This is a genomic window from uncultured Campylobacter sp., from assembly GCF_938045465.1.
Lineage (GTDB): Bacteria > Campylobacterota > Campylobacteria > Campylobacterales > Campylobacteraceae > Campylobacter_B.
Genome location: NZ_CALIBF010000193.1, coordinates 1 through 24,762, shown reverse-complemented (window position 1 = coordinate 24,762; position 24,762 = coordinate 1). Strand labels below are relative to the sequence as shown.

Here is a 24,762-nt window from a genome sequence, read left to right as displayed (position 1 = left end):
CGCTGCAGTAGTAAATTGGCAGTGTCGCAGTAAATTTGGTGCGACACTGCGGCAAGATGGCACCGCAGCAGTAAAATCGGCACTATCGTGGCGGTAAGGTGGCGCTGCCGTAGCATATCAGCGAGGGCTCATAAAATTTTACGCGAAATTTTATACGAAATCCTGTATAAAATTCTATGATTTTAGCTTGAGATTAGTCTGCGGTTGGTCTTCAACCAGTCTGTAATCAGCTTGCAATCAGTCCGTAAAGTAGCTTTAAAATCGTGGCGGCAACGACGAACAGAAGCATCTTGCGCACGAATTTCACGTCGCATCGCATCACGAGGCTTGAGCCTGCGAAGCTGCCCGCGATCTGTCCGACCGCCATCACCGCTCCGACGAGCCATAAAATCTGCCCACCGATGATAAAAACGTCCAAAGAGACGATGTTTGAGGTGAAATTTAAAACCTTCGTGTGTGCGACCGCCTTTTTCATATAAAGCCCTAAAATTCCAACCAGCGCAAACGTCCAAAACGAGCCCGTACCCGGGCCGAAAAATCCGTCGTAAAAGCCCAAGACAATCCCGAAAATCGCGTAAAAGCTATTTTTTGACATCTTAGGTCTTGCGGGCGCTTCGCCAAGGTTTGGCGAAAAAATCATATAAAGCAAAAGCGCCAGCAGCAGGATCGGAATGAGGTAGTTTAGGAATTTCGCATCGATTAGAAGCAGGACATAAGCGCCGACGAGTCCGCCTACGAACGTAAAAATCACGCCGCGCAAGATCTCCGCTGCATCGACATAGCCCTTGCGGATGAAATTTAAAGCGGCGGTGAAGCTTCCGAAGCTGCCTTGAAATCTATTTGTGGCGATCGCTACATGCGGCGGAACGCCCACGGCAAGCAGCGCAGGCAGCGAAATCAACCCGCCGCCGCCCGCGATCGAGTCGATAAATCCGCCGAAAAACGCCGCCGCAAAAAGCACCGCAAACTGCCAAAGTTCAAGCTCCATTTTTGTCCTTCTTTCAAATTACACAGGCACGCGCTATGAACGCCTGCTAGAATTCCGCGCAATTACGATCGCAAACCGCTCATGCACCGCAAAGTGCATACGAGCGCCTGCTAAAATTCCGTGCAATTTTATAAAATTTCGCGGAATTATATCGGATTTTGCCGCACGGCTCCTGCTTAAATTTTATGAAATTTACCGCGCGATTGCCATTTTAGCTCCATGCAATTTATCGCGTCGCGCGAGCTGCAAAATTTCATAAAATTTAAGTAGCACAAGGCTATGGAATTTTACCCAAATTCTACAAGACAGCCCTATAAATTTTACGCGGCTATCCGTAAAATTTGCAGAATTTTATGAAGCGATCTTTTGCTAAAATTTCATGAAATTTCGGCGCTCTGTACTTAAGGCGTACGGCAAATCCATAAAGCCAGCTCCGCTTATGCGGCAGCACAGCGCAAAATTCCGCCGCACACCCGCTCCAAAGCTTCATAAAATTTCATCGCCCCGCTCGTATCAGATAAAATTCCGCAGACTTACTCCGCGGTTTTGTTTAAATTTGCGCCCAGTTCGGGTAAAATTTTATCTATCTCGCCGCTCTGTCCGAGGCGATACAGCGCGAAGTCGTATTTGATGGGATCGCTCGGATCGAAGCGCCTTAAGCTTTGCGTAAGCTGCAAAACCGCCTCAAAATCGTAACTCTTGCGATCGATCAGCCCAAGCTTAAGCGAAACTTTATGCGTGTGGGTATCAAGCGGGATGAGGAGGCGCGATTTTTCGATCTTTTTGTACAGCCCCAGATCGATGTCGCTGTCGCGCACCGCCCAGCGCAGGAAAAGATTGTAGCGCTTGTACGGCGAAGTGGGCTTTTGCGCGAAGCCGCGCCCGAAAAAAAACTCATACCCAGGACTGCGGTAGGGATTTAATTTGTAAATTTCGCCGATTAAAAAATTTATCCCATCCTCGATCCGTCCGCTTTTTTGCATGCCGCGAAGCACGCTCTCCTCGATGCTAAGGCTGTTTTTAAGCCGCTTTAAAGTTATAAAAATTTCAGCGACGTCGCGCGGGCTTTGAAATCTATATTTTTTGCCCGCAAGCTCCGCGCCAATGCGCTCATCGCTCCCGTTTAAAAGCGAAAAATCAAGCGAGCGAAGAAATTTTAAAATTTGAGCCGCGCTCCCGTAAGCAAACAGCGCGCAGATGAGCGCTACTACGTCGTTTCGATGTCCCTTTGCGACCTGCAGCGGATCGGGCGCTCCGAAAAGATCCGCGTCGCAATTTTTCAAATCGGCGTAGTAATCTAAAATTTGCTTTAAGCTTTTCATTTTGCGTAGTAACTCATCGTCGTAGCACCGAATTTGCGCGATTTAAGCAGCGCGAAATCGCCGATTTTAGGCGGCAGCTCAAGCTCGCTCATATGCTCGATCGCGATTAGCAGCTCGCACTGCACGGAGCCCAGGCGCGCTATCAGCGCCAGCACTCGCTCGTAAATCTCGCCAAAGCCCTGTCTGATCGCAAACGGCGGATCCAGATAGACAAACACTCTGCGCGCGGGATCGGAGAGAGAATTTTCACCGGAATTTGCAGTATGGCTCTCGCTAGAATTTACGGCAGAGCATTCGCCTAAACCGCAGGATAGATTTTCACGGGAGTTGACGCCAGAATTTTTTCTTAAATCATAGACAAAATTTACATTTGAATGTAAATTTTCTCCGTAGCTAGCGTTAAAATTCTCGCCTAAATTTAAGATTTCTTTCTCTTCGCAGCTCGCACCGCGATTTGCGTCAAAATTAGAACTTACGCCGCATTTTGAGCTTAAATTTACGCTACGATTAGCAGTCTCGGCGTCGCTAGCGTCGTATTTTGAAGCGGAGCTAGCGTCAACCTTTTCGCTAAAGCTCGCAGCGCCCGCAGCTAGCGAATTCATGCAGTATTTTATACTAGTAGCGCCCGCGTAATCGACAATCTGGGCACAACCGCCAAAACCCTCCACGCCTGCGCAATCACCATTTGCGCCGCTCTGCGCGCCATTTTGCGCTCTATCAGACATACTGCCTCCCGTGCCGCATTTAGCCAAATCTTTCACGCCGCTTTGCGCGGCGCCTTCCGCTTCGATGCTCTGCGCGGCGCGGTATCTGTCCTCGCCCTGCTCTACGCCACTAAAGCTTTTGCGGCAGCCCTCTTTTTCGCTGCCCAAATTTTCACAGCATATGCCCTCGTCGGCATGGTTTTTGAAATTTTTGCCGCTTAAATTTAACGAATTCGCGCCCGAGCGTCCGTTCATATTCGCTTGCAGCTCATGCAAAATTTCGGGTAGTCGCTCGAAGCAATCGCCCAAAATCGCATTTGCGCCGAGCCCGAAAAGCTCGAAATTTTTCCGCATTATCTTATGCGCGGCGGTGTCCTTTTCGATCGCATAAACGTTTTTTGCGCCGTTGCTTAGCGCTTCAAGCGCCATCGCACCGCTACCGCCGAAGCACTCGATAAATGCTGCGCCGCGCAACTTCGCTCGCCACGTATCGAAAAACGAGCCCTTTACGATGCTTTTCGTGCTGCGCGTACTCGAAAGTGCGGGCAGAGCGAGCTTTTTGCCCCTATAAATGCCGCTTGAAATTTGCGTAAAGAGCGTGCCGTCAGGTTTGGAAAATTTAGCCATTTTGCCTTCTTAAAATTTCGATGATTCTTGCCTTAAACTCATCAAATAGCGCGCAAATTTCATCTTCCGCACTCGCCGCGCCGTATTCGCTAAGATCCCGCTTTAGCTCGCCTTGAAAATCCTCTAACTTCGATAACAACATCTGCTTGGAAAACGGCAGCGCCAAATCTCCGTTCTCGCCGATTAAAAAGAGCGGTTTTGCCGAGCTTTGCGGCTCGTCGCTTATCATAAAGTCGCAATCCTGCACACTTGCGGCATGGTCTTTCAAAAACAGCTCCAGCGTCCTTTGCAAAATTTCGCAGTCGCAATCGATAAAAGCTTTCATCAAAGCCCCTTTTTAAATTTTATCATCTTAAACTTCTCGCCAAACTCCGCGCGCAGGTGATTGAACTGCAAAAGCGCATTTAGGTAGCCCTTCTCGCCGCTTTTTTGCATAAAAAGCTCTAAAAGCTGGACCGCGCCGAAGTCTATCAAAGCCGCGATCTGTCTTTTAAAATCCGCCATCGCGGCGCCCGCATCCTCAAACGCTGCGCGCAAAATTTCAAAATTTACGTCGTAGGTAAGATCGCTTTTGCCGTAAAAATCGCTCAAGTTTTGCACTTCAAAGAAGCTAAAAACTTCGTGATTTCGGTAAATCCGCAGGCTAAAATCGCCGCTAGCGCCCATCTGTCCGTAATCGAAAGTTATGAAATAAAACCGCTGCGCGCTGGCGCAAATTTCGCGCGCAAAGCGAAAATATCCGACCGGGATTTCGCCGCGCGATATGCCGAATCTGCGCGCGAGGGTTAAAATTTCACGTTCTTTTATGGGGGCAAATTTTGCCGTACCGCTCTTTACAAAAAGCATATTTTCGCCGTCCACCGCCTCGCATTTAAAGGCGTCGAAAAGCTCGTTTGCCACAAAGATCGCATCTTTAAATTTTGCCTCGCGCGCGCTTGCGAAATGCTTTGGCACGATTTCGCCGCCGAAGCTCTCCGCAAAGCTCGCCCGCTGTAGCTCGCGCAGGCGCTCGTGCGGCTCGATGATCGCAAAGCTAAATTTATCAAGCACTGCTGCACCGCCTAATGTAAAAATCGCCTGCGCGATGTCGCAAAGCAGCCGCCCGTCGTGCGAGCCGATCTCTACGATAGCGATTTTGGCGCTATTTTGCGACTTTTTTGCAGGTGCAGCGTCTAAATTTAGCTCGCTCGCCGCAAGATTTTGCCGCGACCTATCTGGGTTCGCCGCCGCGTCTAAGCCTAACTCTTGCGCCGCGCAAAAATCCGCGCTTAGGCGCAAAATTTCGCGCGCGATGCAGATCCCAAAAAAGCTCCCTACGCTCACGGCAGTGTAAAAATCGCCGCTCTTGCCGATTTTAGCGGTATTTGCGTAGTAGCTCTCGTTTAGCCAGCCCTCGAAAAAATCGCTAAATTTCACGCCCGCACTATCTCGTCCAGGCTCTTGCGTAGGCGCGCAAAGCCCTCTTTGATCTCCGGTTTTTTGATATTTAGCGCAGGCAAAAATCTAAGGGTACGCTTGCCGGATTTTAGGATCAAAAGTCCGTTTTGCAGGGCTTTGTTAAAGATCTCGCTCAGATTTTTTTCATCGCGCAGCACGAGGCCTTGCATCAGACCGAGCCCCACGCGCTTTTCGATTAGGCTAGGATAGTCTGCGGCGAGCCCGTCTAGTTTTTTGATAAATCTTTTTATAGTCTTATCAAGCTTGCCGCTCGCTTTTAAAAACTGAAGCTGCGAAAGCACCGCAAGCGCCGTAGAGGTCGCCAAAAAGTTACCGCCGAAAGTGCTGCCGTGCTCGCCCGGAGCGAAAATGTTTTGCTGCGCCACGCACGCGCCGATCGGTACGCCGCCCGCAAGCCCTTTGGCAAAGGTGATGATGTCGGGGCGGATGTCGTAAATTTGCGACGTCGCAAACTCGCCCGTGCGATATACGCCGCACTGCACCTCGTCGGTTATTAAAAGCAGCTTTTTCTCTTTCAAAACCGCCGCCAGCCTTTGCACGCTCGCCTTATCCAGAGGCTTGATACCGCCCTCGCCCTGGACTAGCTCGATCATCACGGCGACGCTGTTTTCATCGATATGCGCGATGATCTCCTCGATATCGTCGAAAAATTTAAACCCGGGCATATAGGGAGCAAAAATTTCCGGATGAAATTTCTCCTGCCCGGTAGCTTGTAGCGTCGCTAGCGTGCGGCCGTGGAATGAATTTCGCAGAGTTAGAATTTCAAATTTTTTATTAGGAAAATTTACGGTGCCGTATTTACGCGCCATTTTGATAGCCGCCTCGTTCGCCTCCGCACCCGAGTTACAAAACACCGCGTATGTGCGGTATCCTAAAAGCTCGCTAATCTTTTGAGCCAGGGCTTCTTGGGGCAGAATTCTATAGATATTCGAGCCGTGGATGATCTGCGCGGCTTGCGTGCTGATCGCTTCCAGCACGATTTCATTTGCGTGCCCCAGGCAGTTTACGCCGATGCCCGCGCCAAAATCCACGTAGTCCTTGCCCGCTTCGTCATAGACTATCGAGCCCTCGCCTCTTACCAGCGCCACGTTTACGCGCGCGAAATTATCCATCAAATAGTTCATTGTTTGTACTCCACTTTAGGCAGATGCCAAGATTTGTAATAAGCCACCATGCGAAACGCAACCCCCAAAACCAGCAAAATAATCACCGAAAAGGCGCCGCTAAGCCCCAACCCATCAAGCACGAAATATATCAAACCTACGCCCATACTTATCGTACCGTAAAGCCCGGTGCGCAAAAACCACGGCACTTCGTTCAGCAGCACGTCGCGCAAGATGCCGCCGCCCACGCCGTTGCAAAACGCGATCAGCACCACGCCGAAAACGTTATGATTGTAGCTTAGCGCAACTATCGCCCCTACGATCGAAAAGCTTACGACGTCGATCGCATCGGTTAGAATAAATAAAAATTTACCCTCCAAATCGCGATTCTCGTAAAGTTTGGCAAAAATAGCTACGGCGCTTACCACAAGCACGATGGTTACGGGCGCGTAGTGCGTGAACGAGTAGATCTCGCGGCTTACCAAGGTGTCGCGCATGATCCCGCCGCCAAGCGCCGTCAAAAACGCCGCGATAAAAATCCCAAGCCAATCGCAGCCCTTCTTTACGCCGAATAAAAACCCGCTAAGCGCCGCCGAAGCGATGCCTACGCACTCCGTAAACTCTAAAATACTCATATCACAAACCGCCAAAATCCTTTTAAAAACGCATTTTACAACAACTAAATATAAATTTGGGTAAAGCACGACGAGCGGGAGAAATTTAGGCGCTGCGGTATAAATTTAAAGCGGCGGGTAAAATTTGAGCGCGGCGAATTGAAATCTACGCAGCAGAATTTTGTTAGGCAGGATTTTATGCGGCAGAATTTTGCGCGGCTAAAATATGGCGTCGTCAGGGCGTAAATATAAAATTTAGACTTGAAATTTATAAACGGCTGCGGAGATAAAATTTCACGGAATTTTATCGCGGCTAAAACATACGGCGTCGCGACCTAACGCAAATTTTAGCTTTAAATTTACGGCACGTCCGCGCTAGAAAGAATTTGGCGCTAGCAAAATCGGCTCTATATTTACGCTAACGGCGCATAAATTTTGATTTGAAATTGCGCCTCGTTTTTGGCGCCGTGTTTTGCCGCTATAAAATTTCATCTTATTTTACGATGACCTAATCCGCGTGGAATTCTACGTAAAATTTTAAAATTTAGCGGTCGAATTCTGCGTGGAATTTTACGCCGAGCTCCGCTAGATTAGCGCAACCTCTCTTTTAAAATCTTCCAAGTCCCAGGCATTGCCAGCAGTCCATTATGCCGCGCGCCTGGTATTTCATAAAATAGATCGCCCGCCTTAAGAGATCCCGCAAGATCGCGGCAGTGCTGCACCGGTATCAGCTCGTCGGCGGCGCCGTGGATGAGCGTGATCTGCGTGCCGCGTGCCGCTTGCAAAAATTCCGCAGTCGGAATCTTATAACGGATCAAAAATTTCGGCACGAAGGGGATTTTTTCGTGCGCGAGTCGCTCGAAGCTAAAATATGGCGCGAGCAAAATCAGCCGCGCCGCATCCCACTTCGCAGCCTGCTGTGCCGCGATGCCGCTTCCGATCGAATAGCCGATCATCGCGAGTTTTCTTGGCGAATGCTGCGCTAAAACGTAGCGACTCATCGCGTCCGCGCTCGCAAAAAGCTGATCCTGCGATGAAATTTTGCCGTCCGATTTGCCGTAGCCCGGGTAATCGAAAATATAAAAATCGTATCCCAAAGCCGCAAAATCCGCGCCGTATGCGCCCCAGCCGCTCACGTCGCCGAAGTTGCCGTGAAAGAACAAAATCGCGCCTTTAGGCTCTGCCACGCTAAATTTCAGTCCGTTTATAAACCCGCCCCCAAACGGGATATTGATCTCTTGAAATTTTATCGCAGCGGCTTTTGCGTTATTGCCCGCATCGCCGTTTACTGCGGCGTTTTCGCCGACGCGCTCGGCGCTAGTTTGAGCGTTTTTGTTTTTGATCTTACCCGCTGCTGCGCCGCTTTCTTTTGTGCCGCTCGCTGCGGAAGCGCCTTCGTCTGCAGCGCCGTTTGTCGTCGCGCCATTTTGCGTAGCGGACGCCTGCATATCTAAATGCGCGCCGCTCTCGGGCGCGTTCACCAGTCCTGCAAATTCGGAATTTTCAAAGCTAAATTTGAAGTTTTTATCCAGCGGCTCGCCCAAAAATATCAGCCGTTCCTGAAAGATATAAAGTCCCGCCGCAATAGCTACATAAAGGCATGCCGCGATAACGCACAGCCTAAGTAAAACCCTCATCGCCGTCCTTTAAATTTAAAACCGAGGCGCAAAAACGCGCCTCGCCGCTAAGCTTTAAACTCGCTCAAAAACCATTGAAACGCTAGGATCAGCCCCGGCGCGCGCACGATCTTTTCGTCGAACATAAACTCCCGCGCCTTGGCTGCAGGCAGGTAGAAAAGCTCGATCTTCTCGCCGTCCACGCCGCCGCCGCGACCTAGCTTCATCGATTCGTCGATACGCGCGAAGTATAAAATTTGACGGTTCGCCGCAAAGCCCAGGGCGCTGTAGTAGCTCGTGATAAATTTAATATCCTTCACGGCATATCCCGTCTCCTCGAGCACCTCTTCGATCGCCGTTTGCTCCTCGCTGATACCCTTGTCCAAAATGCCTGCGCAAAGCTCATAGGTGTAGCCCTTCTCAGGCGAGTTGATTAAGCCCTCCTCTTGATAAAACCACACGCTGGGGCGAAACTGCTTGACGAGCAAAAGCGCGTCGCGCTGCGTATGATAAAGCAAAATCGAGACGCTATCGTGCACCTTGACGCAGTCCCACGCGCGCGCTACGCCGTCCATTTCGAAGCTTAAGCGAAATGGTTTAACGAAATTTGAGCTTTTAAGCTCGGAAATTTTAAAATTTTTTATAGTAGTATCCACGTCGCAAGTCCTAAAAAGCTAAAAAATCCCACGATGTCTGTAACTGTGGTGAGCAGCACGGAGCTGCCGACGGCGGGATCGATATTTAATTTTTTAAGCGTGATCGGAATGACGGCGCCGAAAAGCCCCGCAAGAGTTAAATTTAGCACCATCGACATTGCAATCACCAGCCCCAAAAGCTTAATGCCGAACCAAAAATACGCCACAAACCCCATCAGCGTGGCAAAAATGAGGCCGTTTATAAAAGCGATCGTAATCTCGCGAAAGAGGACCTGCTTTTTGTCTTTAAACGCTATCTCGCCCAAGGCTAGGCGGCGCACGGTCACGGTAAGCGCCTGCGTGCCGGTGTTGCCGCCCATGGAAGCAACTATTGGCATAAGTACGGCGAGCGCGACCAGCTTTTCGATAGTGGCGTCAAAAAGCCCGATGATCGTGGAGCTTACGATCGCCGTGCATAAATTTACCGCTAGCCACACAGCGCGCGCGCGACCCGCCTTAAAGATCGTAGTCTCGTCATCTTCGGCTTCGTCATCGACACCCGCGAGGTTGTAAATTTGCTCGGTAGCGCGCTCTTGGATGAGATCGTGGATATCGTCGGCGGTGATACGCCCGATAAGCACGCCGTTAGCATCGACTACAGGAATGACGTTAAGGTCGAATTCCTCAAAGTCCTTGATCACATCGTCGATCTTATCGGTATCGGTGGCGAAGTGGATCTTATTTTCGGCGCCGAATTTTTGTGAAATTTCTTCCAGCGTGAGCGAAAAATCATATAAAATCAGATCGGACGTCGAAAAGGTAGTAAGCAGATGCCCCTTTTTATCGAGCACGAAGAGCTGAAAGACATTCTCGATCTCATCCTTTTCGCGCATAACGCGCAGCATCTCAACCGCCTGCCCCAGGGTCTGATCTTGCCTCGCGCTAAAGACCTCGGTCTGCATATACGCGCCCGCCTCATCTTCGCTATATTTGGAGATAGTAAGAATGTCGTGGCGATCGTCCTCATCAAGCCCGTAGAAAATCTGCTCGGCCTTGTCCTCGTCGATTTCGCCGATGTTTTGCAAAAGCTCTGCCTGATCGTCGCTTTCGAGCTCCTCGATCGCTTCGACGATTTTTTCGTGAGGCAGAGTTTCGATGACGTCTTCGAGCATATGCTCGGGCATCTCAAGCGCAGCATCGGCAAGATCCTCAGGATCTAGCTTTTTTAAGAATTCTACGTATTTTTCTTCGTCGTGCTTTTTTAGAGTTTTTAAATGCTCCGTAAGATCGGCGGCACTCAGCTCATGCTCAAGCGTATCGCCTAGATGCGCATCAAGAAGCGCCTTAGCTTCCTCGACGTCGTCCAGCTGCTCTTTATTTTCCATTTTCAGCCTTAATTTATCGTGATAAGCGACTCGTAGTTTTCAAATTTAGCAGGGTTTTTCGAGCCGTCTTTAGCCGCAGCCATTCTGGCGTCCATATCTTTGACGAGAGCTTTAAATTTAAGTTCTTCGGCGCTTATGACGTTAGTTTTTTCAATCTTGACTACCTTAAGCGGATCTATCGCCTGCTTATTTTTATAAAGTCCGAAGTGCAGATGCGGTCCCGAACTAAGCCCGGTCGAGCCTACGTAGGCGATTAACTGACCTTGCTTGACACTAACGCCTGCTTTTGTGCCGCTAGCAAAGCCGCTAAGATGCGCATAAAGCGTACTGATACCGCCGCCGTGGTTGATCTCTACGGTGTTGCCGTAGCCGTTTTTACGCCCTACGAAGCTAATCTTGCCCGCCCCTGCGGCATTTACCCTAGTGCCTTTGGGGGCCGCATAATCTACGCCTAAGTGTGCGCGGTAGCGCTTTAAAATCGGATGAAATCTTTTAGGAGTAAAATAGGATGAAATTCTAGTATAAACAAGCGGTGTAATTAGCAGAAAAGATTCGACCTTTTTACCGCTTCGGTCGTAGTATTTATCATCGAAAAAATATAGCGATTTGGGCTTTTTATTTTCCTCGATCATTCCTGCGGTGATATTTACTCCGCCAAAAGGTTTGCCAAGGCGCGTTTTTTGCTCGTATAGGATCACAAGCCGATCGCCCTTTTGCAGCTTTTTAAAATTTACCTCGTTTTTAAAAACAAGCATAAACTCATTCGCTAAAGCTGCATTGCCCGTAGCTTTGATGATATCTTGATAGGGCGAGCTTTCGATCTGAATTCCTAAAGAGTAGCTGTTTTCCTCATAAACTATCGGAGTATAAACGAATCTAAAAGTGCCGAATTTATCGCGATATATATGGATCTGCAGCTCCTCGCTGACGGGGATTAACAGCTGGGAGACGCGACCTGCTGGATCACGCAAAATTTGACACTCCACGCCCGCTCGCACCTCAGCGGCAAGCTCCTGATCCTCTTTATCCAGGTCATAATATACAGACGCGGGAATGCCCGCAGTTTCCATAAATTGCAGAAGACTCACGCCATCGGGCCAGGCAAACTTCTCTACGCTGGGGTTGTTCGCAAAAACTACGCCTATCCACAGAAAAAGCAATATAAAAATTCTAGTCATATAAAACCGCTTTGAAATATTATTTTAAGGCGGGATTGTAACGAAAAAACGCTTATATTTCGTAAATACCGTGGAATTTTATCGCTAATTTCAAAGTTTTATGTATAATTAGCCGAAATTTTATTCAGGAGCAGAATTTTGAAAAAAGCTTTACTTATTTTAGGTCTATTTTTAAGTGCGGCGATAGGGGCGGAATTTAACATGCCGCGATACGAAACCGCCCTACTTAGCGTAAAGGATGGTTCGGGCGAGATCACAGATAGCCCTACGATTGCCGTAGGTAGCAGCGGAGTGGTGATGCATAATTTCGGTAGCGGCGCAAGCTCCATCATCGCGCGCGCAGTCGTGACGCAAAAAAGCGCAGGCAAGGCAAAGGTGCGATTTGAGGTCTTTGATATGTTAGCTCAAGAGGCACTGCCACTGCCTAAAATTTTACCCTCAAGCGGCGATAAAGTGATCTTAAATTTCCTCTATGACCGTGCCATAATCGTCGCGCCTAACGCTGAAATTTACGAGCAGGTTATCAAGGCTTTTCCGAATATAAATTTTATCCACCCAGATCTTGGCGGCGCCTATCTTAGCTACAACCACAAGCCAAACCCGAGCCGTGACGATTTTCGTAAAATTTGCGCGCAAAACAGCGCCGGACTGATTTTTATCGCGATGGATAAACAAGGCGTATTTGCCGACTGCGGTAGTTTCAAGCCTTTGCGCACATTCGCTAGCGGCAGCGTGGCTTATTATCAGCTGCCGTTTTACTCACGCGTAGGCGAGATAAAGACCGTCATTTGGGACTTTACTAACGGCCCGATCAGCGATTACGACAAGCACTACCGCTATTTGCTGGGCTTAGACGGCGATGAATAGCGCCGCGCAAGCGTTTTTTACAAATCTATTAGGCGCGGATAATGCCTATTTTGACGAGGCTCATCGCACGGCATACTGCTACGACGCGACGAAAAGACGCTGCCTGCCGGACGGCGTGCTTTTCCCGCGAAGTGAGGACGATGTCAGTCAAATTTTAAAATTCTGCAACGAAAATTTAATCCCTGTAGTTCCAAGAGGCGCAGGTAGCGGTTTTACAGGTGGGTCTTTAGCCGCAAACGGCGGAGTGATTTTGGCATTTGAAAAACATATGAATAAAATTCTAGAAATCGACATGCAAAATCTACTCGCCGTAGTCCAACCCGGCTGCATAAATATCGATCTGCAAAAAGCAGCCGCAGCGCGCGGGCTTTTTTATCCGCCCGATCCCGCAAGCCAGGATTATTCCACGCTAGGAGGCAATGTCGCCGAAAACTCCGGCGGTATGCGCGCCGCAAAATACGGCATCACCAAAGACTATGTAATGGCACTGCGTGCGGTACTGCCTAATGGAGAGGTGATCCGAGCGGGCAAACGCACTATCAAAGATGTCGCAGGCTTCAACGTGGCAGGAATTTTAATCGCAAGCGAAGGCGCGCTTGCCGTCATCACCGAAATCACGCTCAAACTAATCCCGATGCCAAAGCTTAAAAAGACCGCGATGGGCGTTTTTCCTAGCGTAGATGCAGCAATGAATGCCGTGTATAAGACAATGGCAGCCGGTATCACGCCCGTGGCGATGGAATTTTTAGACGCGCTGTGCATAGCCGCGGTCGAGGAGAAATTTCATAAAGGCTTGCCGAAGGGCGCGGGCGCGATTTTGATCTGCGAAACAGACGGCAATTTAGAAGCAGTGCTTTTGGAGGAGCTCGCGCTCATAAAAGAAATTTTCGTTCAAAACGGCGCGAGCGACTTTCGCATCGCAGAAAGCGAAGAAGAGCGTGCGGGCATTTGGTTTGCGAGACGCAACTGCTCGCAGGCGATCAATATCTACGGCACGCTTAAGCTAAATGAGGACATCACCGTCCCGCGCTCGCAGCTGCCCGAGCTACTGCGCCGTATCGCGCGCATCGGCGATAAATACGGCGTGCGCGTGCCCTGCTTCGGGCACACGGGCGACGGCAATGTCCACACCAACGTCATGGTCGCCGACAAAAAAGATGAAGCTCAGGTGCGACGCGGACATGACGCAATCACCGAAATTTTCAAAGCTGCAGTTGGTCTTGGCGGTACACTCAGCGGCGAGCACGGCATCGGACTAAGTAAGGCGGAATTTATGCCACTAGCTTTTAGCGCAGCAGAGATGGAGCTATTTCGCGCAATCAAAAGGGCTTTCGATCCAAAAGGCATCTTAAATCCCGGAAAAATGGGGCTTTAAATTAGGACCGTCATCCAACTTCTACGATGATTTGAAATCGATTTATCCCACTTATCTCATCTAAAATTTTACTTTCTTACAATATGCCTACTTAAAATTTATCTTGCTTGCAATTTAGCTTATTTAAAGGCTACTTCGAGTTAGTTTTAAGCTTGATCTACCCACTTACAGATCGATTTTGCTTGCTTTGCAATTAATTTTATTTGCCTTGCAATGAATAATTTTACTTGTTTATTGATAGATTTCATCCACTTGATAATTGATTTTACTTACTTCGCAGATTAATTATCCCGTGCGATCTTCTTCGGATATTTTTGCCATATCAGCTGTGATTACATAGCTACTCGCTAGTTTGCGCAATTTTTTCTCTTTCAACGATATATAATTTAGCACCATGATTATGATGAAACCCCTATATCGCGATGGATAAGTCTATGATAAGTTAAAATTCTGTCAATAAAATCCACAGCATAGATTAAATTCTAAACTTCTAAGATACTGAAATTTTAAAATCACTATCCATCGCCATTATCGCAATATGTGGAATTTCAGCAATAAAATTTAAAGACGAAATTCCGCGAAATTTCATAAAATCCTATAAAGCTCCGCAAAATTTCTACGCTAATTTCGATCTCACCGTATTATCATCTAGCTAGCCCTGCCATCTATTTAGTAGCATTAGCCTCGCTTGCATTTATTTTATTCATCGCGGCTACTACATTGCAGCTAAACTCAGCTCCCAGCTTGCAGGCTTTGTCGTAGTAGATCATCGCCTTATCCATATCCGGCTCGCCAAATTCCTTCTTTGAATACGCTAGCCCAACCCTTTGGCATCCCTCTGCCAAAGCAGCATCGCAAGATTTGAGGAAAAACTTAAGAGCGCCCTGATAGTCTTTCTCTTCGTAGCTAGCGACCGCAGCGTTTAAGCAGCCCTCGCCTAGTCCCAAATCGCATGATTTGGCAAAAAATGCGAACGTATTTTTCTTATCGGCATTTTTATAAGAGATTATCGCGGCGTTGTAGCAAGCTTTGGCGGCTCCCAGATCGCACGCTTTGGAATAAAACCGCGCGGACTTACCCTTATCTTTCGTAGTTTTATATAAATTTTGCTCGTCGTAATATAAATCCCCCGCGATAGCACAGCTATTTTCTAGCCCCGCTTCACAAGCTTTTTCAAACGGCTTTTTTGCTGCCTCATAATCGCGCTCCTCAAGCAAATATGCTCCGTAGTCTTCGCACGAATTAGCCCTACCGACGCCACATCCGACAAACGAGACCCCCTGCGGGAAAAATATCTGCGCGAGCAAGTAGGCTGCTACGATTAGTGCGGCAATCGACGCTAAAATTTTCATTTTTGCTCCTTTTAAATTTTAAAAATAATTATAGCAAAAAGCGAGGGGTAAAATTTTAATTTTTGATAATAGCTGTGAAATTTACGGTGAATTCTTGCAAAATTTCTATCAAAATCCCAAGCAAAATTTTTGAATAAAATTTTAAACGGAGCTTTGAGCGGAATTTTAAAAAGGCAAATTAAAATTTTACTTGCAAGATTATTTTTATGGCTGGCTTGCCTCAATTTTTACTCGCACCGTCTATGCGGCATCCACGGCGCCTGCAGTATTTATAATAGGACTAAAACGTATTTAATCCTTGAGGTCTTAAGCACCTGCAGCCTCTGCAATGGCGATTTATTAAAGCGGATTTCACGCGTAAAATATTTTTGTTGCATACGAAGCCCGCGATTAGCATCTTGCCGCGCCATAGAAAATTTTTGAAAATTTCGCATTGCTGCTTAGAAATTTTAAAAAATTTTACGCCGCCAGCCTTTAAGTTTTATCTTAGAAATAGGCTTTTCTATGCCAAAATCGCAGGCATAATGCGTCTTTAGGCATTTTTTGCTCCGATACCCAGGCTTCTTAGATCCACGCCACTTAGATATGGTGAGTCTTAAAATAATCAAGACTGCGCAGTATCTGTATCGCGTACGTAAATTTCATCTATGTAGGTTGCGACTGAGATTTCAGCCGCGCAAGCCCAGCCTGTAAAATTCTGCTAATTTTAAAACCCAAATGCCACGTAGGATTCTATCTATTTAAAGAGCTTTACTTAAAAATTTATCCGTTGTAAGCCGCGCCCCCTAGCGCTCAAACTCTATCACAGCCTCCTCCTCGCCGAACCACATCACGGAGTTTTTCATATCGCAAAACCTCGCCTCATCCGCCATCAGCTCCGCTAACACCGCTCGCGCTACCTCGCTGTTTCGTGCGTCCACAAACGCCTGCACGCTTTCATACCATAGCTCGCCCATCGCGTCGTAGCCAAACGCCGCCGTCTCGCGCCTGGTGCTCTGCCCCTTGATAAAGATGGGCATAGTTTTTGCATAGCGGACGATATTTAGTGCCTTTTGATTAGCTAAAACCTTTTGCGAATGCGCCGCCCAGTGCGCCAAAAACTCCTGCTGCGTGATGTTCGGCGCCCTTTTTACTAACATCGTGATCTTAAACATAACCGCTCCCTAAATGAAATTTATCGCAAATTTGCGCCCTATTCTATGATGCATCCGCGTTTTTGCAATTTTGCTTAGCATTCTTTTCGTCTAAATAGACCTTGAAAAAACTTAAAATAGCAGCCGTGCGCGCGAACACAAATCGCCAAAATGCATAAACCTCGCTGTTTAAAACTTAAACCACCATCAATCTCACTCGGTTTAACCACCTAAAGCGTCATTTACAGCTGCCGCCAAAATAAATTCCGCAGACTCTTTGCGGGAAAAGTAAAATTTCGCCAGGCTTTAGCGGGCGATGAAATTTTACCGACTTTTGGCATGAATAAAACCTATCCGTTTTACGAGGCAAGATAAGATCCACGAGCATTCAGAAAGCGATAAGGCGGACGAGCAACGATTTCCTCTTACGCAGCTGCGCGCAAATTACGTTGCTGCGCACACGCCTAGCCCTTGCTCGACAAAAACCTCTGCAAAATTATCGTTGCGGCGATGCTATCAAAGCGCGCGTCCTTGCCGCCACCCTTAGCGCCTTTACTCGCAAACTCCGCCGCTTCGGCGCTCGAAAAGCTCTCATCTTGGAATTTTATCTCGCCGTCAAAATCCAGCAGCGAGGCGAAGTGGCGTATGCGCCTGCTCATCTCCTCCTCGCTCGCCCCGCCGCGCGGCACGCCCAGCACTAGCACGCTGGCGCCCTTTTCGCGCAGCAGCTCGCTTAGCTCGCGCGCGGCTTGGATACGGTTTTTGCGCAGGATCGGATCGCACGGAAGCGGCGTCTTATCATCCGGTGCCGCCGCCACGCCGATACGTTTAAGCCCAAGATCGATCGCAACTATCAAATTTTATCCTTTACTAATATCAAATTTCGCAGAATTACGCCATTAAAATTCTATCGCGGAAATTTCGCGATCGAAATTTCATAGCTAAATTTCATCGCAGAATTCCACCGTGGAATTTTATGAAATTTCATACAAAATAGGCATAATAAATTTCACTCGCTCGTGGCGCTTGCGAGCTATTAAATTTAGCGTGCCACGAGCTTCAAATTTTAAAATTTCGATCGCCACGCCCGGCTCAGCACACCCCCGCTACATCCGCGCGAGCCGCACATAAGCGACACCCAAACTCACGGCGGGCATAAACCTTGCCGTACAGATGCCGGACGTGCAACCAACCCACCCCACGTAAAATCAAAATTTTAAAGCAAACCCGCATTCACACGACGGAGCAGATACAAGCCCCTACGCTTTATAGCTCATAAAATTTTTGCTGCTACGATCAAAATTTTTCCTTGTGGCAAATTCAGCCTACCACGCTTATGCTGAAATCTGCAGCCAAATTTACCCGCAAAAATTTAGCACGATAGGCAAACAAACATTTAAACGCTATTTCAGAAAATTTCATGCATTTTAACGCTTAAATTCCGCACCGCAAAGTATTTATAGATCGCGAGAAGCATTCACAAACCGATCATTACCGCAAGCGGAGGCAAGCGGCGCTGCACAAAAACAAGCCGCGCGGGTTTGTTTTAAGCTCGAGCGGGACTTGCGGAAAGTAAAATTTTACCGAGCCGCCTTTTTCTAAATTTAAACTCCGGCCGCGCAGACTATGCGCCATGCAAACACGCTATGCCGGCAGGCGGCGCCGATCAAACCGCGACGAGCAAGCGCCCGCCGGCTACTTTGCCACGATCTTTGCGCCTAAAATTTCGATCCTGCCTTCAAGCTCGTATTCGTAAATTTTATCGCCGAAGCGCTCGATCGCCGCTTGCAGATCGGAATTTAGCGCTAAAAATTCCATCACCTCATCCCGTGCGCGCTCAGTGTTTTGCGTCGTCTGTGGAGCCAAAGAAGCTACGAACTCGCCAAAATCCGCGATTAGTTGCGCCTGAGATTTTGCGAGCAGATCGTTCGTTCCCGCGCTCTCGTCCATGCGGTGCGGCAGCACGTACACGGGCACGCCCATCTCGCGAGCTAGGCGCGCGCTTTGCAGCGAGCCGCTGCGGGGCTCGGCTTGAGCGACGATCAGCGCTTCGGACAGCGCCACGACGATGCGGTTGCGCTGCAAAAACTGAAATCCGCGCGCGCTCACGCCATCCTCATACTCGCTAAGCGCGAGGCTGCGCTCGTAAATTTTGCCGATCATGGCGGCGTTTTGCGCGGGATAAATTTGATCAAGGCCGTTTCCAAAAACCGCGATCGTGTTTGGAAACGCCCCTTCGTGAGCAGCTATGTCGCAGCCGATCGCCGCACCGCTTACGACGCAAAAGTCCGCATCGCTCAAGGCGCGCGCGAGACGCAGGATTAAATTTTTGCTATAAACGCTCATCTTGCGCGAGCCCACGATCGAGATGCGGCGCTTTTGTAGCAGCGCCGGCTCGCCCCTAAAATACAGCCGCGCGGGCTCGCTCGCACCGAGCCTTGCTAGGCTTGGAATTTTAAAACTAAGCTCACTCGTAGTACTCATAAATTTCGTCCAAATACACTAAATCGACCTCGCCTAGGATATCGGCGCTGTTTGCAAGCGCGCGCAGAGTGGAGCTTTTGGGATGGCCGATAGCGATGGCGTAACCCTGCTTTTTAGCAAGCGCGACGGCTTCACGCAGCTTTTTGCGCACCGCGGCGACGCTGTTTTGATTATCTAAAAACACATCGCGATGCACGTATCGCATGCCAAGCCCATTCATCGCCGCCTTAGCCTTAGTAGCGGGGCTCGTGCGTGAGTCGATAAATAAAAATCCATGCTCGTTCATCGCGCGCAGCAGGTTTTGCATCGCGCGCTCGTCGGCGGTAAATTTAGAACCGGTGTGGTTGTTTATAAATTTAGCGTTCGGAAAGTCCGCGCGCAGCTTGGCTATGACGCCACGCAGCTTCTCGTAATTATCCGAAGTTCGCAGCGTAGCAGAGTTATTTTTGGCAGAGCTCGCCTCCATCGGCAGGTGGATCGCGTAATGCTCAAAGCCGCGAGCGAGCGCGCGTGTGTCCTTGCGCTGATACTCGGGCGGGAAGATGGACGGCGTCACGCGCACGGGCAGAGCAATGAGCTTTTGCGCCTGCTCGCCGGTGCCTACGTCGTCGATGATGATCGCTAGCTTTGCGCGAGAGCCTGCGGGCAAAGCCTTGCGCGGCGATTTAGAAAGATCGTCCGCGCCGCTAGAAGCATGGCTTTGCGCGGTAGAATTTATGGAATTTTCTGGCGCGGAATTTGCCGCGGTAAAATTTACATCCGATCCGTCATTTGCCGAATTTACGGCGACGGAATTTAAGGAAGCGATAGAATTTGCGGAATTTTGCGAGTTGTCGTTTGCTGAATTTTGCCTCGCTAAATTTTGTCCTGCGGAATTCTGCCGTGCGGGCTCGATGCTCATCTTGGGCGTAGTTACGTTTTGCTCGGCGATCTTATCAAGCTCCTTTTGAATCAGAGCTTCCTTCTGTGCAGCGCTTAAACGAGGCTTTTTACCGCGAGAATCGGAAGGGCTTTCGGGAGTTTGTTTGCGCGAGCTTTGCTGCAACGCGGCTTTATTGCCCGAAAATACGAGATCCAAAACCGCGTAAGTAACCGCACCGCTTAAAAAGCATAAGATTACGACAAAGGCGATCGTTGCGTAGTTGATCGGGCGCTTTTTGCGGCGCCCGCGTGGATTTGTATTAGCCAAAGCTCAGCCGAAATCAGTTTTTATCTTTATTTATGAGCTTACCCTTGGCGATCCACGGCATCATCGCGCGAAGCTTATCGCCGGTTTTGGTAAGCAAGCTGTTTGCCGTGATGTTGCGCTCGGCGTTCATTCGCACGTAGCCAGCTTTGCGCTCGAGGATGAAGTCTTTTGCAAATTTGCCGTTTTGGATCTCCTTTAGCACCTCTTTCATCGCCGCTTTGCTGCTTTCGTTTACGACGCGGTTGCCGCTTACGTAATCGCCGTATTCTGCGGTGTTTGAGATCGAGTAGCGCATATCGGCCATACCGCCTTGATAGATGAGATCCACGATCAGCTTCATCTCGTGCTGGCACTCAAAATACGCCATCTCAGGCTCATATCCAGCCTCTACGAGGGTCTCAAAGCCTGCGTTAATGAGCGCGCAAAGTCCGCCGCAAAGCACAGCCTGCTCGCCGAAAAGATCGGTCTCGGTCTCTGCTTTGAAGGTCGTTTCGATGATGCCGGTGCGGCCGCCGCCGATCGCACTTGCATAGCTTAGAGCAAGCTCTTTGGCTCTGCCGCTTTCGTTTTGCGAAACGGCGATCAGCATCGGTACGCCGCCGCCGCTTACAAACTCGTTGCGGACGGTATGGCCCGGGGCTTTCGGAGCGATCATAATGCAATCGATGCCCTTTGGAGGGACGATCTGTCCGAAGTGGATATTAAAGCCGTGCGCGAACGCGATCGCGTTGCCCTCGCTTAAGCTCGGCTCGATCTCCGCTTTAAAAATATCGCCTTGAAACTCATCGGGCGTTAGGATCATTACGACGTCCGCGGCTTTCGTAGCCTCGCTGACACTCATTACTTTAAAGCCCTTCGCCTCGGCCTTGCTCCAGCTCGCGCCGCCTTTTTTAAGACCCACGATAACCTCTACGCCGCTATCTCGTAAATTTTCGGCGTGAGCGTGCCCTTGCGAGCCGAAGCCGATCATAGCGACCTTTTTAGCCTTAATCAAGCCCAAATCGCAATCTTTGTCGTAAAAAACGTTTATTGCCATAACGCATCCTTTTTTAAAAATTTAGGCGAGATTGTAGCTAAAATTTGCTTTTACGTAGATAAACCGCGCGCCGCAAGGGCGGATAAAGAAATTTTGAGCTATCATTGAGGCATAATTTAGCTTTAAAAGGAGCGAAAATGAAAGTGGGATTTATCGGCGGCGGAAATATGGGCGAGGCGATGATCGCCGCACTTTGCGCAGCGGGTGGGCGAGATTGCGCAAAGGGCGGAGAAAATTTTACAGAGGATAGGGAAAATTGCACGGCGAGCGGAGAAAATTCCGCGCACGACGGGCAAAATTTTATGCCCGATACTCAAAGCTTTGCGCCTTGCGGGCAGAATTCCGCAAATTTAGAGCAGAATTTTGCGAGCCGCGAGCGTGATTCCGCCTGCGCGCAGTCCGGCTCCGATACGAAGCTTCAAGTCCTAGCTTATGCTAGAAGCAAAAATGAAGCCTTGCGTAAGCGCTATGGCGTGCAAATTTTACAAGGCGAGACGCAACTGACGCACGAAGCGGATATTATCGTGCTCGCGACCAAGCCCGCCAGCTACGAGGAGATTTTGCACCTGATCGCGCCCGAGCTTGCGGGCAAAATCCTGCTTCTTTTGGCGCCGAATTTTAAGCTGGAGCGCGCCCAAAATATCGTAGGTGCAGATGTTTTCGTAGCCCGCGCGATGCCAAATGTCGCTGCGGGTATCGGCGCGTCGGCTACTGCGCTGTGCTACGGCGAGTATTTTGATGAGGCCAGTCGGGAGGTCGTACGAGCGCTAGCCGCCAAAATCGGCAAATTCTACGAGATAGATGAGGCTGGCTTTGCCGCATTTACGGGGATTGCGGGCAGCTTGCCTGCGTATGTGTGCGCCTTTATCGAGGCGGCGGCGGACGCGGGCGTGCGTGGCGGACTACCGCGGGCGCTGTGCTACGACGCGGTAGCGGCGGCGGTAGAGGGCACGGCGCGTCTGCTACAAAGCGGCAAGCGCCCATCGGAGCTCAAAGACGCGGTCTGCTCGCCTGCGGGCACGACGATAGAGGGGCTGGTGGCGCTGGAGGCGGCGGGGTTTCGCGCAGCGGTGATGGCGGCTATCGAGGCGTGCATCGCCAAAGCTCGCAGTTAGCCTCGCCGCACCTCGTCGGTTTCGGATTTCAAACATAGCGCTTTCGCGGTCGCGCTAATATCGGAATTCTGTGCGGGCGCGCTAGCTAAAATTTTGTCTTATCCTTATCGAATGAGTTCGTCGCTTCGATTGCGGCAGAATTTGCGAGTCTTATGATAAGCGAGCCGGCAAGCTCGCATTGCATTTAAATTTTAAAATTTAGCGACTTTAGAAATTTTAGATCAAAATTTACGCTTAAAATTTTAAATTTAGAGATTGTAAATTTAGCGCCCACGGCAGGGCAAAATTTTGATTTTTAGCGGCGCGAGCCTACGTCCACAACCATTAAAATCAAAATTTAACGCAGCATAGGTAGATGCGCCCGCGACTGCGAACTTGCTGGATAAAAAATCAAGCCAAGAACGCAAACGCTAAAATAGTGCGTCTTGCGCCGCAGTCTTATTAAGACACAAACGCAAACTTCAAAATTTCACCGCTCGCGCAAACAGCAAAATAAAGCGAGCCGCACCGAGCCGTATTTTACTACCAAAGCGAGCCGCAAATCAAAACACATTCCGCCGCCCGAGCGAGCCTTAAATTTAAACTGCGTTTCGCCGCCGAGCTGCAAACCAAACCTGTGCGCCAAATCCTGTCAATCTGCGCAATAAAATTTGGCTTTAATTCGGCTGAAACTTCGCACGCAAAACCGCGATAAGCAAGTAAGATCAGATAAATTCCTTCTCTAAAGGCTGCATCGCGTTGCCGTCTGCGTCGAAAAGCACCCGCCCGCAAACCTCGCAAACCTCGTCTCTAGGAGAGGGCTCGTCCGCGCCCAGCTGCCACGCGGACATCTCGCCGCACTCGCAGTTTATGACGTAAAGGATCTGCCTTTTGCGGCGCTTGCCCCACGGCGCAATATCCCAAAATAGCTCCTCGCGCTTGCCTAGCTTTTTAAAATCTTTCTCGGCGTCCTTGTGCACGACGAGCAGATAATAAGCGTCGCTATGAAGATCCAAAGTAAAGAGCCTAAAATCGCTCTTCTTCAGCGCTTTTTGAAACTCGTTCATCAAAAATAGGCTCGCATCGCCGCGCTCGAAACCCTCTTTTTTTGCTTCTTTTTCGAGCTTTGCGTAAATTTTATCGCACTCTAGTGACACGCCGCTTTGCAGCGCATCAAGCCTAGAGCTGATAAATTTACCCACATCGCCCGTGCTATCCTCGCCCGCCCAATCAAGCATCCAAACAAGCCCTTTTGCGATAAGCGCGTCCAAAAACTCGCCGTCACCAAGCTCGCCTATCTTTTCAAAACCCTCCGTTTCGCCCGCCGTCAAATGCTTTAGGACGCAGCACTGATCTTTCGTCATTTTCGCTCCTTTGATTAAATTTACCGCCTACGTGGGTCTGTTTAAATTTTACTCTCAAAAAGCTTTAAGCTTACTTTTCGCAACTCTTTACGCTGCAAATTTAGCTCGCGGCGGCGGGTAAAATTTACGCTATAATTTCACAAAAGCGCTAAAATTCCAACCGAAAAGGACGCAAATGCAAACGGATCTGCAAGAAAAGATTAAGGAGCTGCAGCGCAAGATCGCACGCGAAATCACCTATTTTCAGACTGGCGGCGTGAGGCCGCGAGGCGCTATCGATGAGTGCTGGATCGGCCGCGTGCTCGCTTACGCGGCGGATGAGGAGCTGCCTGTGGATCAAAACGGCGCGCCGATGCTCCCTCTGGCACAGTTTTACCTGCCCGCGCTGCCCTACGTGCCGCAGGTCTTGGACGGCGTCAAGCTGCTTGCGGTCTTCATCTCGCACGATCTCATCGGCAAATTTGATGAGAATATGGACGGCCTGTGGAAGGTCCGCGAGTATAAAAACGAGGCCGAGCTCGTCATAAAGGAGCTTGCAAATCCGCGCTCGCAGATAAAGCCCTTTCCTTTGCAGCCAAAATTTGCCGCGGACGATACGCCCGTTTGGGACGGCGGCGGGCTGGAGCCTGACGTCGTGCACGAAATTTTAGAGCTTAAAAGGTCGGTCAGGCTCTATTATTCCGACGTCACGGCTGGGCTGGAGTATCACAACTGTACGAAATTCGGCGGCTACCCCTCCTTTTGCCAGTCGGGAGTGAGCTTCGGCGAGGGCTATCAGTTCGTTTTTCAGGTCTCTTCAGACGAAAAGGCGGGCTTTAACGTCATAGACGGCGGCAGCTTGATGTTTGCCAAAAACCCGCAAAACGGCGAATGGAGCCTGTATTATGATTTCGATTAGGCGCGCGAAATGTAAATTTAGCTCGCCCGCAAAATTCCGCCGCTTCAAACGGACGCCAAAAGCGAGTAAATTTACGATGGAATTTTATCGGCGCGCGGCTTTGAACCCGCTCGGTACGGCTTAAATTTAAACGGCGGCGCCCGATCTAGGTTAAATTTAAGCCGCCGAGAGGCGAGTCGAATAGTTGCAGACGAGCCGAATACAGCGATCGGGCCGTAAAAAAATTCGGCGCCGCAAAATTTTAAAATTTATAGCCCGAAATTTTGGCTTCAGCTTGGAATTTAAGGCGCGCTTGAAATTTTAACCTGCAAATTTAAAGGAGCGAAAATGAACGCAAACG

At 49.5% G+C, this 24,762-nt stretch carries 22 protein-coding genes and 1 pseudogene; 4 read left to right on the top strand and 19 right to left on the bottom strand.

Going from position 1 to position 24,762, the window contains the following annotated elements:
* Positions 1 to 226 precede the first annotated feature (226 nt).
* From Q0413_RS09535 to Q0413_RS09480, 12 genes and pseudogenes are all read right to left on the bottom strand, one after another.
* A complete protein-coding gene (locus Q0413_RS09535; RefSeq protein ID WP_298989742.1) occupies positions 227 to 988 on the bottom strand; it encodes a TSUP family transporter in 762 nt (253 codons plus the stop codon).
* A 533-nt stretch (positions 989 to 1,521) separates the two neighbouring features.
* Complete coding sequence (locus Q0413_RS09530) at positions 1,522 to 2,310, bottom strand: TIGR02757 family protein (protein ID WP_298989739.1); 789 nt, start codon at positions 2,308 to 2,310, stop codon at positions 1,522 to 1,524.
* Positions 2,307 to 2,912, bottom strand: a complete 606-nt coding sequence (locus Q0413_RS09525; protein WP_298989745.1) for an RsmD family RNA methyltransferase — start codon at positions 2,910 to 2,912, stop codon at positions 2,307 to 2,309. Before Q0413_RS09525 ends, Q0413_RS09530 begins: the two co-directional genes overlap by 4 nt.
* Before the next feature lie 375 nt (positions 2,913 to 3,287).
* A pseudogene (locus tag Q0413_RS09520) lies at positions 3,288 to 3,641 on the bottom strand (RsmD family RNA methyltransferase); the annotation flags it as partial.
* Positions 3,634 to 3,966 (bottom strand): hypothetical protein, encoded by a 333-nt coding sequence (locus Q0413_RS09515; RefSeq protein ID WP_298989737.1) that lies wholly within the window; start codon positions 3,964 to 3,966, stop codon positions 3,634 to 3,636. The pseudogene Q0413_RS09520 and the gene Q0413_RS09515, both read right to left, overlap by 8 nt.
* Positions 3,966 to 5,057, bottom strand: coding sequence for an SAM-dependent methyltransferase (locus tag Q0413_RS09510; protein ID WP_298989734.1), 1,092 nt, complete (start codon positions 5,055 to 5,057; stop codon positions 3,966 to 3,968). Before Q0413_RS09510 ends, Q0413_RS09515 begins: the two co-directional genes overlap by 1 nt.
* Complete coding sequence (locus Q0413_RS09505; protein ID WP_298989732.1) at positions 5,054 to 6,223, bottom strand: aspartate aminotransferase family protein; 1,170 nt, start codon at positions 6,221 to 6,223, stop codon at positions 5,054 to 5,056. The genes Q0413_RS09510 and Q0413_RS09505 overlap by 4 nt, the downstream gene beginning before the upstream one ends.
* On the bottom strand, positions 6,220 to 6,837 hold the full coding sequence (locus Q0413_RS09500; RefSeq protein ID WP_298989730.1) for a TRIC cation channel family protein: 618 nt from the start codon (positions 6,835 to 6,837) through the stop codon (positions 6,220 to 6,222). The genes Q0413_RS09505 and Q0413_RS09500 overlap by 4 nt, the downstream gene beginning before the upstream one ends.
* A 569-nt stretch (positions 6,838 to 7,406) precedes the next feature.
* Entirely contained in the window at positions 7,407 to 8,453 is a 1,047-nt protein-coding gene (locus Q0413_RS09495) for an alpha/beta fold hydrolase (protein WP_298989729.1), read from the bottom strand.
* Positions 8,454 to 8,500: 47 nt separating this feature from the next.
* On the bottom strand, positions 8,501 to 9,088 hold the full coding sequence (locus Q0413_RS09490) for an NUDIX hydrolase (RefSeq protein WP_298989727.1): 588 nt from the start codon (positions 9,086 to 9,088) through the stop codon (positions 8,501 to 8,503).
* Positions 9,073 to 10,452 (bottom strand): magnesium transporter, encoded by a 1,380-nt coding sequence (gene mgtE / locus Q0413_RS09485; RefSeq protein WP_298989723.1) that lies wholly within the window; start codon positions 10,450 to 10,452, stop codon positions 9,073 to 9,075. The genes Q0413_RS09490 and mgtE overlap by 16 nt, the downstream gene beginning before the upstream one ends.
* A gap of 8 nt (positions 10,453 to 10,460) precedes the next feature.
* Positions 10,461 to 11,630 carry a peptidoglycan DD-metalloendopeptidase family protein gene (locus Q0413_RS09480; RefSeq protein ID WP_005871954.1) on the bottom strand — a complete coding sequence of 390 codons (1,170 nt, stop codon included), beginning with the start codon at positions 11,628 to 11,630 and terminating at the stop codon, positions 10,461 to 10,463.
* A 138-nt stretch (positions 11,631 to 11,768) separates the two neighbouring features.
* Here Q0413_RS09480 and Q0413_RS09475 point away from each other — a divergent pair, with 138 nt between their 5' ends.
* Together Q0413_RS09475 and Q0413_RS09470 are read left to right on the top strand one after the other, a co-directional pair.
* Positions 11,769 to 12,497: a plasminogen-binding N-terminal domain-containing protein gene (locus tag Q0413_RS09475; RefSeq protein WP_177386883.1), complete on the top strand. Its 729-nt coding sequence runs from the start codon at positions 11,769 to 11,771 to the stop codon at positions 12,495 to 12,497.
* Entirely contained in the window at positions 12,490 to 13,872 is a 1,383-nt protein-coding gene (locus tag Q0413_RS09470) for an FAD-linked oxidase C-terminal domain-containing protein (RefSeq protein ID WP_298989720.1), read from the top strand. Before Q0413_RS09475 ends, Q0413_RS09470 begins: the two co-directional genes overlap by 8 nt.
* Before the next feature lie 665 nt (positions 13,873 to 14,537).
* Here the strand turns inward: Q0413_RS09470 and Q0413_RS09465 are convergent.
* The 6 genes from Q0413_RS09465 to ilvC all read right to left on the bottom strand — a co-directional run bounded on the left by Q0413_RS09465 (position 14,538) and on the right by ilvC (position 21,066).
* A complete protein-coding gene (locus Q0413_RS09465) occupies positions 14,538 to 15,224 on the bottom strand; it encodes a tetratricopeptide repeat protein (protein WP_298989717.1) in 687 nt (228 codons plus the stop codon).
* A 785-nt stretch (positions 15,225 to 16,009) separates the two neighbouring features.
* A complete protein-coding gene (locus tag Q0413_RS09460; protein WP_298989714.1) occupies positions 16,010 to 16,378 on the bottom strand; it encodes an EthD domain-containing protein in 369 nt (122 codons plus the stop codon).
* A 443-nt stretch (positions 16,379 to 16,821) separates the two neighbouring features.
* Positions 16,822 to 17,214, bottom strand: coding sequence for a Holliday junction resolvase RuvX (gene ruvX / locus Q0413_RS09455; RefSeq protein ID WP_298989712.1), 393 nt, complete (start codon positions 17,212 to 17,214; stop codon positions 16,822 to 16,824).
* A gap of 838 nt (positions 17,215 to 18,052) precedes the next feature.
* A complete protein-coding gene (locus Q0413_RS09450; RefSeq protein WP_298989709.1) occupies positions 18,053 to 18,841 on the bottom strand; it encodes a DNA-processing protein DprA in 789 nt (262 codons plus the stop codon).
* Positions 18,825 to 20,030, bottom strand: a complete 1,206-nt coding sequence (locus tag Q0413_RS09445) for a divergent polysaccharide deacetylase family protein (RefSeq protein ID WP_298989708.1) — start codon at positions 20,028 to 20,030, stop codon at positions 18,825 to 18,827. Before Q0413_RS09445 ends, Q0413_RS09450 begins: the two co-directional genes overlap by 17 nt.
* Positions 20,031 to 20,043: 13 nt before the next feature.
* Positions 20,044 to 21,066, bottom strand: a complete 1,023-nt coding sequence (gene ilvC / locus Q0413_RS09440) for a ketol-acid reductoisomerase (protein ID WP_298989707.1) — start codon at positions 21,064 to 21,066, stop codon at positions 20,044 to 20,046.
* Between the two features lie 137 nt (positions 21,067 to 21,203).
* Between ilvC and proC the strand changes: the two genes are divergently transcribed.
* The gene (proC, locus tag Q0413_RS09435) at positions 21,204 to 22,181 is read left to right on the top strand and encodes a pyrroline-5-carboxylate reductase (RefSeq protein WP_298989705.1); all 978 of its coding nucleotides are present in this window, start codon (positions 21,204 to 21,206) and stop codon (positions 22,179 to 22,181) included.
* 704 nt (positions 22,182 to 22,885) lie between these two features.
* Here proC and Q0413_RS09430 read toward each other — a convergent pair.
* Positions 22,886 to 23,524, bottom strand: a complete 639-nt coding sequence (locus Q0413_RS09430; protein ID WP_298989702.1) for a hypothetical protein — start codon at positions 23,522 to 23,524, stop codon at positions 22,886 to 22,888.
* Positions 23,525 to 23,699: 175 nt separating this feature from the next.
* Between Q0413_RS09430 and Q0413_RS09425 the strand changes: the two genes are divergently transcribed.
* Positions 23,700 to 24,422 (top strand): DUF1963 domain-containing protein, encoded by a 723-nt coding sequence (locus Q0413_RS09425; RefSeq protein WP_298989700.1) that lies wholly within the window; start codon positions 23,700 to 23,702, stop codon positions 24,420 to 24,422.
* Positions 24,423 to 24,762: the final 340 nt, after the last annotated feature.